Below are 12,739 nucleotides of genomic sequence, written 5' to 3' on the forward strand. Positions count from 1 at the left end.
TCCGTTATGAGTACAGGTACGATTAAAAAAGTAGCAGGACCCCTTGTCATTGCATCCGGTATGCGTGATGCAAACATGTCCGACGTTGTACGTGTAAGTAAGCAGCGTCTGATCGGGGAGATCATCGAGATGCACGGTGATGAGGCGTCCATTCAGGTATATGAGGAGACATCCGGACTTGGACCGGGAGAACCGGTAGAGTCCACAGGAGCTCCAATGGCGGTTGAGCTTGGACCAGGTCTGATCGCAAGCATCTATGACGGAATCCAGAGACCGCTTGACGATATTATGAAGATTTCAGGAAACAACCTGCAAAGAGGAGTTGAGGTTGCAGCCCTGAAAAGAGATAAGAAATGGGAATTTGTTCCGGTTGCAAAGGTCGGAGATGAAGTGGAAGCAGGCGATGTGCTGGGAACTGTTCAGGAGACAGCCATCGTACAGCAGAAGATCATGGTTCCCTACGGTGTGGAAGGAACAGTAAAAGAAATCAAGTCCGGAGAATTTACGGTAGAAGAGACCATTGCAGTAGTGGAGACAAAGGACGGAGACAAAGAGCTGACCATGATGCAGAAATGGCCGGTAAGGCGCGGACGTCCGTATGTAAAGAAACTGCCGCTGGATGTACCTCTTGTAACCGGACAGCGTGTAGTCGATACCTTCTTCCCGATTGCAAAAGGCGGTGTTGCTGCAGTACCGGGACCATTCGGAAGCGGTAAGACAGTTATTCAGCACCAGCTGGCAAAATGGGCAGAAGCGGACATTGTGGTATATATCGGATGCGGCGAGCGTGGAAATGAGATGACGGACGTTCTGAATGAATTTCCGGAACTGAAGGATCCAAAGACAGGACGCTCCCTAATGGAAAGAACGGTTCTGATCGCAAATACATCGGATATGCCTTTCGCAGCCCGTGAAGCGTCTATTTACACAGGAATTACCATTGCAGAATATTTCCGCGATATGGGATATTCCGTTGCGTTGATGGCAGACTCCACTTCACGGTGGGCGGAGGCGCTCCGTGAAATGTCGGGACGTCTGGAAGAAATGCCCGGTGAGGAAGGTTACCCGGCATACTTAGGTTCCCGTCTTGCAGAATTTTACGAAAGAGCAGGTCATGTGATCTCTCTTGGAAAAGAAGGAAGAGAAGGATCTCTGTCCGTTATCGGAGCCGTATCTCCTCCGGGCGGTGACACTTCAGAGCCGGTATCACAGGCAACCCTGCGTATCGTTAAAGTATTCTGGGGCCTGGATTCCAACCTGGCATACAAGAGACATTTCCCGGCTATCAACTGGCTGACCAGCTATTCTCTGTATCTGGATAATGTCAGTGACTGGTTCAATAATACAGTGGCACCTGACTGGATGGAAGACCGCCAGAAGATGATGAGCCTTCTGCAGGAAGAAGCAGAGCTGGAAGAGATCGTACAGATGGTAGGTATGGATGCACTTTCACCGGTGGACCGCCTGAAGATGGAAGCGGCAAGATCCATCCGTGAGGACTTCCTGCATCAGAACTCTTTCCACGAAGTAGACACCTACACACCGCTTCGGAAACAGTATCTGATGATGAAGCTGGTGCTGGCATTCTATGAGCAGTCTATGGAGGCTCTGAATAAAGGGGCGTCAATGAATGCTCTTTTGGGAATGGCTGTCAGAGAAAAAATCGGACGTTACAAATATACAACCACAGAAAATGTGGAGACAGAGTACGAAAAAATATTAGAGGAATTAAAAGAAGAGATCGCAGGTGCGTTCGGAAAGGAGGACTTCTAAACTATGCCAAAAGAATATAGAACCATACAGGAAGTTGCCGGACCACTTATGATGGTAAAAGGTGTAGAGGGAGTCACATATGACGAACTCGGAGAAATTGAACTTGCAAATGGAGAAAAACGCCGCTGCAAGGTGCTTGAGGTTGACGGAAGCAATGTAGTTGTACAGCTCTATGAAAATGCTGCAGGAATTAACCTTAGCAACAGCAAGGTGCGGTTCCTTGGACGAAGCATGGAGCTTGGCGTGTCAGGCGATATGCTGGGACGTGTATTCGACGGTCTGGGACGTCCGATTGACGACGGCCCGGAAATCCTGCCGGATGAAAGAAGAGATATCAATGGTCTGCCTATGAACCCGGCGGCCCGCGTATACCCGGAAGAGTTTATCCAGACAGGCGTATCTGCCATTGACGGACTGAACACTCTTGTCCGCGGACAGAAACTTCCGATCTTCTCCTGTTCCGGTCTGCCTCATTCACAGTTGGCAGCCCAGATCGCGAGACAGGCAAAGGTGCGGGGAACAGACGAGAATTTCGCCGTTGTATTCGCTGCTATGGGTATTACATTTGAGGAGTCTAACTTCTTCGTAGAATCCTTCAAGGAGACAGGAGCCATCGACAGAACTGTTCTGTTTGTCAATCTGGCAAATGACCCTGCAGTTGAGCGTATTTCCACACCGCGTATGGCGCTGACTGCGGCAGAATACCTTGCGTTTGAAAAGGATATGCATGTCCTTGTTATTCTGACCGATATCACAAACTATGCGGATGCTCTCCGTGAGATCTCCGCAGCGAAAAAAGAAGTTCCCGGACGCCGCGGCTACCCCGGATATATGTACACAGACCTTGCACAGATGTATGAGCGTGCAGGACGTCAGAGAGGAAAAAGCGGAAGTATCACGATGATCCCGATCCTGACCATGCCGGAAGATGACAAGACCCATCCGATCCCGGACCTTACCGGATATATCACAGAGGGTCAGGTAATCTTAAGCCGTGATCTGTATCGGAAAGGCGTTCAGCCGCCCATCGATGTACTGCCGTCCCTGTCCCGTCTGAAAGATAAAGGTATCGGCGAGGGTAAGACAAGAGCAGATCATTCTAATACAATGAACCAGCTCTTTGCCGCATATTCCCGCGGAAAAGACGCGAAAGAGCTCATGACGATCCTTGGTGAAGCAGCTCTGACAGAGATCGATTTGATCTATGCAAAATTTGCAGACGAATTTGAAAAAGAATACGTATCCCAGGGATACAACACAGACAGATCTATAGAAGAGACACTGGATATTGGCTGGAAACTGCTGTCCATACTTCCAAGATCCGAATTGAAACGAATCGACGATAAGTATCTGGATATGTACTATGGTAAACAATAAGCCATGCGCAGATGTGCAGAATCAGTTGTGCAGATTTATCTGCTGACAACTGATTCTGTGCAGATGCATAGGGCGTACGCCCTCCAGCGAGAAGGAGCGGAGCGGAATCGAGCTGGGGCATGGCGGGAAAGGAAGAACGCATAGGGCGCACGCCCTCCAGCGAGAAGGAGCAAAGCGGAATCGAGCTGGGGCATGGCGGGGGGACGGCATGCACGTCCTCATGAGAAAATTAAAGGAGGCAGCAAAATGGCATCTACACAGATCACTCCAACCCGTATGGAGCTGACCAGAACGAAGAAAAAACTTGCCACAGCCAGAAGAGGCCACAAGCTTCTGAAGGATAAGCGTGACGAGTTGATGCGGCAGTTTCTGGATCTGGCAAGGGAAAATATGGAGCTTCGTCAGAAGGTGGAAGCCGGAATCCTCTCTGCAAATAAAAATTTTGTCATAGCAAGGGCCGGAATGGATGCGGCCACATTAAATACAGCTTTAATGGCGCCAAAACAGGAAGTGAACCTGGAGGTCGGCAAGAAAAATGTCATGAGCGTTAACATTCCGGTGTTTGAGTCAAAGACAAGGACAGCGGATGCCAATGACATTTACTCATATGGTTTCGCATTTACATCCAGCGATCTGGACGGAGCGGTGAAATCATTGGCAGATATTTTGCCGGATATGCTGAAGCTTGCGGAGACGGAAAAAGCATGCCAGCTTATGGCGGCTGAGATTGAAAAGACAAGACGCCGTGTAAATGCTTTGGAGCATGTGATTATTCCGGAAGCACAGGAAACAATCAAATACATCACGATGAAGCTGGATGAGAACGAGAGAAGTTCCCAGATCCGTCTGATGAAGGTAAAAGATATGATGCTCGAAGATGCACATCATTACAGTGAACGGGCATAAATGATCCGATCCCCCGAAACCGGAGTGTGTTCTGGTTTTTGGGGGATTTTCTGTTTGGCAGAAAACGCCATTCCCCGCTAAATAAAATGTTCTGTGGGATGCGCCCTATGTAACAAACAGCCGATTTTGGAATATACTATTTCCAGATAACTCTTTTTCAGGAGGGCGTAAGACGAATGGAAAGGAAATTACCGTATTACATGGCATATCCCATGCCGCTTTTATATGACGATGAGAGACTGGAAAGAAGAGATTTTGAATACATGAAGAGTATGTATCCGGAAACTGCAAAAAGAGCGCTGCCCTTCGTGGAGGAAGAGTGCGACCGCATGGAATATGAAGGCAGCATGTTATATGATGAATACCCGGATAAACTGCAGCTTAGACTGATGTGCAGCCGTATTTATAATAAGATGGAAGACCGGGAAGAAAACCCGGGAGAATGGCTTGGAGAACTTCTGGAAGTTATGCTGTACCAGGAGATTTATAAAAGACGCTGTGACCACAGAAAATACAGAAGAAAGTATTATTGATATTCTGTCAGGCTTCCTTCTGTTTTTCTTGCCGACTATATGACCGGATAGTTCAAAATGTGTGGTAAGCAGTTTTAAAAATATGTAAATGGACAAATAAATAGAAAATGTGATACAATAGCAAAAATAGTTTCGGTTTGGGAGAAGATTTTGCCTGCAGGTGGTCAAGGCAAAGTGGGGAGAACAAAAGATAGGGAGAAGGAGTATGAATAATATTATTTTTATCGGAATGCCGGCCTCCGGAAAGAGTACCATAGGGGTTGTTGCAGCAAAGCGGCTGGGATACGGATTTATTGATCCGGATATCCTGATACAGGAACAGGAAAAACGTTTGCTGCATGAGATTATTAGAGAAGAGGGGCTGGATAGATTCCGGGAAATTGAGGACGAGGTGAATGCCCGGATAGAGGCAGAGCACACTGTGATCTCTCCGGGCGGAAGTATTGTATACTGCAGGAATGCTATGGAGCATTTTAAAAAGATCGGAAAAATCGTATATCTTCAGGCATCGTATGAAACGATAAGAGACAGGATCGGTGATCCTCACAAACGGGGCGTTACACTTCGGGAAGGACAGTCGCTTCGGGAACTTTATGAGGAGAGGAAAGTTCTGTTCGAAAGATATGCAGATATCACAATCAGCGAAGATGGGTTGACATTGGAGCAGACAATTGGTAAAGTTTTAGAGGCATTAGAAAATTAACATTTTTTGACTTGGTAAAATGTTACAGAATTTTTACACAAGTATAAAAAATGTTTTACAACCGGCTGATATATGATATAATGTCATCGGACATTATATCTGCGCATATCGGTTTTGGCGGAACCGCCAAAAGCCGAGCGCTAAAAATCTGCCGAGGATATTATACCCGCAAAGATTTGGGACGGCAGGATATCAATGCCATGAATTTCGAAGAAAATTTACGATATAATAATGATTATAAACGGGCAAAAAAAGCTTCAAGATCTGTCGAAAGAAGACAGAGAATGAGAGTGTGATCGAGGTGCAGTATGGAACAATATATTATTAAAGGCGGCAATCCGCTTGTCGGTGAAGTGGAGATAGGCGGAGCAAAAAATGCAGCCCTTGCTATTCTTGCGGCTGCAATTATGAGTGATGAAACAGTTATGATTGACAATCTTCCGGATGTCAATGACATTAATGTACTGCTGGATGCTATTTCCGGGATCGGAGCGTCTGTGCACCGTGTGGACCGCCACACCGTAAAGATTAACGGGCGGGGCGTATCCAGTTTTGATATTGAATATGACTATATTAAGAAGATAAGAGCATCTTATTATCTGCTGGGAGCTCTTCTTGGGAAATATAAAAGAGCAGAGGTGGCGCTTCCGGGAGGATGCAACATTGGAAGCCGTCCCATTGACCAGCATTTGAAAGGATTCCGCGCGCTTGGTGCGGATGTGGACATTGAACACGGCAAGATTATCGCCGAGGCAACAAGGCTGGTAGGAAAACACATTTATTTTGATGTTGTCAGTGTGGGCGCTACCATTAATGTTATGATGGCGGCAGCCATGGCAGAGGGGCTTACCATTCTTGAAAATGTTGCGAAAGAACCGCATGTTGTAGATGTTGCCAACTTCCTCAACAGTATGGGAGCAAATATCAGGGGAGCAGGAACGGATGTGATCAAGATCCGCGGAGTTTCTCATCTGCATCGTACAGAGTATTCTGTTATTCCGGATCAGATCGAGGCTGGAACTTTCATGTTTGCAGCGGCAGCTACCAAAGGAGATGTAACGGTTCTGAATGTGATTCCGAAACATCTGGAGGCAACAATTGCAAAGCTTGTGGAAATCGGATGTGAGGTAGAGGAATTTGACGATGCGGTGCGCGTCGTGTCCAAGGGAAGCTTGAGCTGCACACATGTAAAAACCCTTCCTTATCCGGGATTTCCTACAGATATGCAGCCGCAGATCGGCGTGACACTTGCTCTTTGTAAAGGGACAAGTATCATCACGGAAAGTATTTTCGAGAACAGATTTAAATATTTGGATGAGCTGGCACGTATGGGAGCCAATGTAAAGGTAGAAGGAAATTCCGCTACCATTGAAGGTGTGGAAAGATTTTCAGCTGCACGGGTGAGCGCGCCGGATCTTCGGGCAGGAGCGGCGCTGTGTATCGCGGGGCTGGCTGCTGACGGTATTACGATCGTGGATGATATCGTTTATATCCAGAGAGGCTATGAGCGTTTCGACGAGAAGCTAAGAAGCCTGGGGGCTGTGATCGAAAAAGTTTCCACAGAAAAAGAAATCCGTAAGTTTATGCTGAAGGTGGGCTAGATTTTCGGAAATATCTATTGACTTATGCAAAGAAAGCATATAAAGTATTATTTGTATCATTTGCGATACAGAGGAACAATTCAATAACAGAAACGTGTATTTCTCTTATTCAGAGCAGTGGAGGTACAAAGGACCTGTGAAGCTGCGGCAACCCCGATAGAACGGAAGGTGCCAACCTGAGCGAGTGATCGAACAATAAGAGGATTGGTTTGGTTTATAACAGTCCGCTTATTTTTAATAAGCGGACTTTTTACTGCCAGCTGGACAAGAGAAAGGAAAAGGAGCAGATATGGAAAAAAGATTATTTACATCCGAATCAGTAACAGAAGGACATCCGGATAAGATGTGCGACCAGATATCAGATGCGATCCTGGACGCGCTGATGGAGCAGGACCCCATGAGCCGTGTGGCATGTGAGACTTGTACGACAACAGGTCTTGTGCTGGTTATGGGTGAGATTACAACAAACGCGTACGTAGATATCCAGAAAATTGTAAGAGATACTGTCCGGGAGATCGGTTATACAAGAGGCAAGTATGGATTTGACGCTGATACATGCGGCGTGATCACAGCGATTGACGAACAGTCCTCGGATATTGCCATGGGTGTTGATAAAGCGCTGGAGGCAAAGGAAAATAAAATGTCAGAGGAAGAGCTGGATGCTATCGGAGCCGGAGATCAGGGAATGATGTTCGGCTATGCCACAGATGAGACGGAAGAGATGCTGCCGTATCCGGCAGCGCTGGCACACAAGCTTGCGAGAAGACTTGCGGAAGTAAGAAAGGACGGAACTCTTTCATATTTGAGACCGGACGGAAAGACACAGGTAACTGTAGAGTATGATGAAGAGGGAGTTCCCTGCAGACTGGACGCAGTTGTTCTCTCCACACAGCATGATCCGGATGTGACACAGGAACAGATCCATGAGGATATCCGCAAATATGTGTTTGACGCCATTATCCCGGAAGGAATGACGGATGAAAATACGAAATATTTTATTAACCCTACCGGACGTTTTGTGATAGGAGGACCCCACGGTGACAGCGGACTGACAGGAAGGAAGATCATTGTAGATTCTTATGGCGGAATGGCCCGTCACGGAGGCGGAGCGTTTTCCGGAAAGGACTGCACGAAAGTGGATCGTTCTGCCGCGTATGCAGCGCGGTATGTTGCAAAAAATATCGTTGCAGCAGGACTGGCTAAGAAATGTGAGATTCAGCTTTCCTATGCCATAGGAGTTGCACACCCGACTTCAGTTATGGTAGATACCTTTGGAACCGGAAAAGTAAGCGATGAAAAGCTTGTGGAGATCATCAGAGATAACTTTGACCTTCGCCCGGCGGGCATTATTAAAATGCTGGATCTTAGAAGGCCTATCTACAAACAGACTGCAGCATACGGCCATTTTGGGCGCACAGACCTGGATCTTCCCTGGGAAAAGACAGATCGGGCAGAAGATCTGAAAAAGTATTTATAAAAAGTTTATAAAAATTTATGAGCGCTTTTTAAGGAAAGCGCTCTTTTTGTGCTAAAATAAAAACGGAGGTCTGTGCGTATGAAATTTAAAACTCGTTTGATCATTGCTTTTCTGGCAGTGATCATGGTGCCGGTACTTTTAACCAGCCTTTTTATTATGCTGATCGGTCAGTACCAGTTAAGTGCAATTGAAAAAACATATGGAATCTCCGGGACGACTTTTGATGCTCTGTCGAATCCTCTTCAGGTGATGGGCAGACTGACAGAAAATTCTTACCACGAGCTGCAGGCGACAGTCAGAGAAGACCCTTCTAAGCTGATCGATGCAACATATCTCAATGATTTTAATTCGGCGCTGAACAAAAAGAAATCCTATCTGATCGTCAGAGGAGAGGGAACGATTCTTTACATTGGTATTGATACAGAAGAGGCAGACAGTGTAATAGATCAGCTGCCCGGTTATGGGGAATCGGAGACTACATCTGAGAACGGGATCTACCTGGGAGGAGCAGCGCAGGCTCTTGTAAGGCAGGTGGATTTTCAGTTTGATGACGGGGCAACAGCCAGTGCGTTTATTGTTACCGATGTAGGAAATGCAATTCCGGAGCTGGAGGATTTTGCTGTTGATGTTCTGGCAGCGGTTGCGCTTATTTTGATCTTTACGGCGTTTATTCTTGTATTCTGGATTTATCATACAGTCATGGGGCCTTTGAGGAAGGTGCAGAAGGCAGCACAGAGTATCAAAGAAGGCAACCTTGACTTTGAGATGAAATGGAAGACGGATGACGAATTGGGACGGCTGTGCCAGGATTTTGAGGAAATGAGAAAGAGACTGAAAGCCAATGCGGAAGAAAAGCTTTCTTTTGACAATGAAAACAAAGAGTTGATCAGCAACATTTCCCATGATCTGAAGACGCCTGTGACAGCCATCAAAGGCTATGCGGAAGGAATTATAGACGGAGTGGCAGACACGCCGGAGAAGATGGATAAATATGTCCGGACGATCTACAATAAAGCCAGTGAGATGGATACTCTGATCAACGAACTGACTTTATATTCCAAGATCGATACAAACCGGATTCCCTATAATTTCAAGATTATTTCCGTCAACGATTATTTCAACGACTGCTCCGAGGAGCTTTCCCTTGAGCTGGAGTCCAGAAATGTGGAGTTTGGCTATTTTAACTATGTGGAAGAAGATGTGAAAGTGATTGCCGATGCGGAGCAGATTAAGAGGGTGATCAACAATATTATCAACAATTCACTGAAGTACATGGATAAGCAGAAGGGAAAAATCAATCTGCGAGTGAAAGACGTAGGAGATTTTGTGCAAATTGAGCTGGAAGACAATGGAAGAGGGATCGCGACAAAAGATCTCACCAATATATTTGAACGGTTTTACAGAACAGATGCTTCCCGAAATTCTTCCAAAGGAGGAAGCGGGATTGGTCTGTCCATTGTAAAGAAAATTATAGAAGAACACGGAGGCAAGATCTGGGCAACCAGTCGGGAAGGAACAGGAACAACAATGTATTTTGTGCTCCGTAAATATCAGGAGGTACCGATCAATGAGTAAAATTTTGATAGTAGAGGATGAAGAGGCGATTGCTGACCTGGAAAAAGATTATCTGGAACTTTCCGGATTTACAGTGGAGGTGGCAAACGATGGGGAGAGCGGACTGGAGATGGCTCTTGGAAATGATTACAATCTGCTGATCCTGGATCTGATGCTGCCTGGTGTAGACGGATTTGAGATATGCCGTCAGGTGCGGGATAAGAAAAACACACCGATCATTATGGTTTCCGCTAAAAAGGATGATATTGATAAGATCCGGGGACTGGGACTCGGAGCTGACGATTATATGACGAAACCTTTCAGCCCCAGTGAACTTGTGGCAAGGGTAAAGGCACATCTTGCCCGGTATGAGCGGTTGATCGGAAGTGCGGCTGAGGCCAATAAGATCATCGAGATCCGTGGGCTTAAGATTGACACGACAGCCCGCAGAGTGTGGGTCAACGGAGTGGAGAAGAACTTTACCACCAAGGAATTTGATTTGCTGACTTTTCTTGCAAGTCATCCCAATCATGTGTATACTAAGGATGAATTATTCAGCGAAATATGGGACATGGAATCCATTGGAGATATTGCCACTGTCACAGTGCATATCAAAAAGATCCGTGAAAAGATAGAGGTGGATACGGCTAATCCTCAGTATATTGAGACAATATGGGGAGTGGGCTACCGCTTCAGAATGTAGAAAAAACATGTCCTTTGCACAAAATGTGGAGGCTGTAGCATGAAAAAGAATATCAGATGGAACACAATGAAGATACTGGCAGCAGGCTTTCTGGGAGTGATCCTTGCAGGGGGAGTACTGTTATGGCTTCCTGCCTGCAATACCCGCCCGATTGCTTTTATGGACGCATTGTTTACATCGACATCGGCTGTCTGCGTAACTGGTCTTGTAACAGTGACCCCGGAAGCGCAGTTCACCCTGCTTGGACAGGTGATACTCCTGATCCTGATCCAGGTGGGAGGACTGGGGGTGATCGCATGTGTGACAGCCTTTTTTCTTATTTTACGGAAAAAGATTACGGTAAAAGAAAGGATTGTTATCCAGGAGACCTATAACATGGATTCGCCGGGCGGCATGGTGAAATTTATCTTAAGAATCCTGAAAGGAACCTTTATTGTAGAGGGAGTGGGGGCGCTGCTGTATGCTTTCCAGTTTATTCCGGAATATGGAGTAATAAAAGGAATCTGGTACTCTGTATTTCATGCGGTCTCTGCGTTCTGTAACGCCGGGATCGATATCCTGGGAAGCAGCAGTTTTATAAAATACGTAAATAACCCTCTCATAAATGTGACGACGATGCTGCTGATCATCCTGGGAGGCCTGGGATTCATTGTCTGGTATGATCTGCTGGCCGGCATCCGAAGAGCGTGGAAAAAGGAAAATCCGGGAAGATGGTGGTTTACAAGGCTTTCCCTTCATTCTAAGGTAGTGCTGACAGTAACAGCCGGAATGATATGCGCCGGAGCTTTGAATTTCTTCCTGGCAGAGTACAGCAATCCGGATACTTTGGGAAATCTTCCGATTGGAAGTAAGGTCATGGCATCCTTTTTCCAGTCTGTTACTACAAGAACAGCGGGGTTTGCAACCATTCCGCAGGCAGCTCTGACAACGGAATCCCAGATGGTGAGCTGTGTGCTGATGTTTATCGGCGGATCTCCCGGCGGAACAGCCGGAGGTATCAAAACAACAACCATCGGTCTCATTGTGATCTGCTGTATGGCTGTAGTGAAAGGAAGAGACGACGCAGAGTGTTTTGGCAGAAAAGTGGCAGAACGGAACATTCGTATGGGATCGGCTGTCATTACACTGGCAGTGATCGCGCTGTTTACCGGGACAGCTATTGTGGCAGGAATTGAGAAGGATGTATCCTTTATCCGGGTTCTCTATGAGACCTGCTCGGCAATCGGAACCGTGGGACTGACCGCTGACCTGACGCCGGATCTTGCAAGGGGCAGTCAGGCGGTTATTATGGTATTGATGTATATTGGCCGGATCGGACCGATGACACTGGCGCTTTTGTTTGGCGGACGGGCAAAACAAAAAGGACTGGAGCGAGAACTGCCCACACAGAGAGTTATGGTAGGTTAGGAAACAGCAGGAGAGAAGAAAAAAGATAGAACAGGCGAGGAGATCAGTATGAAGAAACAGTATGCAGTCTTAGGGCTTGGAAATTTTGGAGTGAGCGTGGCGCTTTCTTTGCAGCAGCTGGGCTGTGAGGTAATCGCTGTAGATGAGGATATGGAAAAGGTGCAGGAGATTTCCGATCATGTCTCCTATGCCATGCGGGCAGATATCGGTGAACCATCTTTGATGAAATCACTGGGTGCCAGAAATCTGGATGGCCTTATTGTGGCGATCTCAGAGAATATGGAAGCCAATATCATGGCGACACTTCTGGCAAAAGAGGAGGGAGTTCCCTATGTGCTGGCAAAGGCGCAGCACGAACATCATGCCGCTATCCTAAGGAAGATCGGCGCGGATGCGGTGGTGCATCCGGAGTGGGAAATGGGTTCCCGGGTAGCCAAAAATCTCGTGTCTGCAGATTTTGCGGATTGGATCACTCTGTCGGCGGATTACAGCATGGTAGAAGTGGAAGTGCCCCGCAAATGGGTCGGCAGGACACTGGAGGAATTGGATATACGAAAAAAGTACGGCATCAATGTAGTGGGCATCATGCGGGGAGAAGAGGTAGAGGTGAATCCGGATCCTTTCCGGCCCCTGCAGGATGACGGGATATTGATCCTGATCGGAAGAAATCAGGATCTGCAACGATTCAGGAAAGAGTGAGAAAAG

The 12,739-nt window shown here is 46.8% G+C and carries 11 protein-coding genes and 1 riboswitch; all 11 genes read left to right on the plus strand.

The genetic code is table 11. The features are described from left to right. Window positions 1–6 precede the first annotated feature (6 nt). The 11 genes from R2J37_RS01335 to R2J37_RS01385 all read left to right on the plus strand — a co-directional run bounded on the left by R2J37_RS01335 (window position 7) and on the right by R2J37_RS01385 (window position 12,733). A complete protein-coding gene (locus R2J37_RS01335) occupies window positions 7–1,773 on the plus strand; it encodes a V-type ATP synthase subunit A (RefSeq protein WP_230107324.1) in 1,767 nt (588 codons plus the stop codon). Between the two features lie 3 nt (window positions 1,774–1,776). Continuing rightward, complete coding sequence (locus R2J37_RS01340; protein WP_230107323.1) at window positions 1,777–3,150, plus strand: V-type ATP synthase subunit B; 1,374 nt, start codon at window positions 1,777–1,779, stop codon at window positions 3,148–3,150. 246 nt (window positions 3,151–3,396) lie between these two features. After that, the gene (locus R2J37_RS01345) at window positions 3,397–4,056 is read left to right on the plus strand and encodes a V-type ATP synthase subunit D (protein WP_230107322.1); all 660 of its coding nucleotides are present in this window, start codon (window positions 3,397–3,399) and stop codon (window positions 4,054–4,056) included. Between the two features lie 176 nt (window positions 4,057–4,232). Then, the gene (locus tag R2J37_RS01350; RefSeq protein WP_230107321.1) at window positions 4,233–4,589 is read left to right on the plus strand and encodes a hypothetical protein; all 357 of its coding nucleotides are present in this window, start codon (window positions 4,233–4,235) and stop codon (window positions 4,587–4,589) included. A gap of 205 nt (window positions 4,590–4,794) precedes the next feature. After that, on the plus strand, window positions 4,795–5,292 hold the full coding sequence (locus R2J37_RS01355) for a shikimate kinase (protein WP_230107320.1): 498 nt from the start codon (window positions 4,795–4,797) through the stop codon (window positions 5,290–5,292). A gap of 308 nt (window positions 5,293–5,600) precedes the next feature. Continuing rightward, entirely contained in the window at window positions 5,601–6,893 is a 1,293-nt protein-coding gene (locus R2J37_RS01360; protein WP_316266039.1) for a UDP-N-acetylglucosamine 1-carboxyvinyltransferase, read from the plus strand. Window positions 6,894–6,995: 102 nt separating this feature from the next. Beyond that, a riboswitch (SAM riboswitch) is annotated at window positions 6,996–7,095 on the plus strand. 87 nt (window positions 7,096–7,182) lie between these two features. After that, window positions 7,183–8,370: a methionine adenosyltransferase gene (metK, locus tag R2J37_RS01365; RefSeq protein WP_256193451.1), complete on the plus strand. Its 1,188-nt coding sequence runs from the start codon at window positions 7,183–7,185 to the stop codon at window positions 8,368–8,370. 78 nt (window positions 8,371–8,448) lie between these two features. Further along, window positions 8,449–9,945 carry a sensor histidine kinase gene (locus tag R2J37_RS01370; RefSeq protein ID WP_256193452.1) on the plus strand — a complete coding sequence of 499 codons (1,497 nt, stop codon included), beginning with the start codon at window positions 8,449–8,451 and terminating at the stop codon, window positions 9,943–9,945. Beyond that, entirely contained in the window at window positions 9,938–10,627 is a 690-nt protein-coding gene (locus R2J37_RS01375) for a response regulator transcription factor (protein WP_256193453.1), read from the plus strand. The genes R2J37_RS01370 and R2J37_RS01375 overlap by 8 nt, the downstream gene beginning before the upstream one ends. Window positions 10,628–10,666: 39 nt before the next feature. Beyond that, entirely contained in the window at window positions 10,667–12,034 is a 1,368-nt protein-coding gene (locus R2J37_RS01380; protein WP_316266040.1) for a TrkH family potassium uptake protein, read from the plus strand. A gap of 48 nt (window positions 12,035–12,082) precedes the next feature. Continuing rightward, complete coding sequence (locus tag R2J37_RS01385; RefSeq protein ID WP_230107314.1) at window positions 12,083–12,733, plus strand: potassium channel family protein; 651 nt, start codon at window positions 12,083–12,085, stop codon at window positions 12,731–12,733. Window positions 12,734–12,739 lie beyond the last annotated feature (6 nt).

This window comes from Claveliimonas bilis, from assembly GCF_030296775.1.
GTDB lineage: Bacteria > Bacillota > Clostridia > Lachnospirales > Lachnospiraceae > Claveliimonas > Claveliimonas bilis.

Bases quoted from the DNA above. Each gene is read 5' to 3' on its own strand.
- R2J37_RS01335 (WP_230107324.1), top strand. From the start codon at position 7: ATGAGTACAGGTACGATTAAAAAAGTAGCAGGACCCCTTGTCATTGCA.
- R2J37_RS01340 (WP_230107323.1), top strand. From the start codon at position 1,777: ATGCCAAAAGAATATAGAACCATACAGGAAGTTGCCGGACCACTTATG.
- R2J37_RS01345 (WP_230107322.1), top strand. From the start codon at position 3,397: ATGGCATCTACACAGATCACTCCAACCCGTATGGAGCTGACCAGAACG.
- R2J37_RS01350 (WP_230107321.1), top strand. From the start codon at position 4,233: ATGGAAAGGAAATTACCGTATTACATGGCATATCCCATGCCGCTTTTA.
- R2J37_RS01355 (WP_230107320.1), top strand. From the start codon at position 4,795: ATGAATAATATTATTTTTATCGGAATGCCGGCCTCCGGAAAGAGTACC.
- R2J37_RS01360 (WP_316266039.1), top strand. From the start codon at position 5,601: ATGGAACAATATATTATTAAAGGCGGCAATCCGCTTGTCGGTGAAGTG.
- metK (WP_256193451.1), top strand. From the start codon at position 7,183: ATGGAAAAAAGATTATTTACATCCGAATCAGTAACAGAAGGACATCCG.
- R2J37_RS01370 (WP_256193452.1), top strand. From the start codon at position 8,449: ATGAAATTTAAAACTCGTTTGATCATTGCTTTTCTGGCAGTGATCATG.
- R2J37_RS01375 (WP_256193453.1), top strand. From the start codon at position 9,938: ATGAGTAAAATTTTGATAGTAGAGGATGAAGAGGCGATTGCTGACCTG.
- R2J37_RS01380 (WP_316266040.1), top strand. From the start codon at position 10,667: ATGAAAAAGAATATCAGATGGAACACAATGAAGATACTGGCAGCAGGC.
- R2J37_RS01385 (WP_230107314.1), top strand. From the start codon at position 12,083: ATGAAGAAACAGTATGCAGTCTTAGGGCTTGGAAATTTTGGAGTGAGC.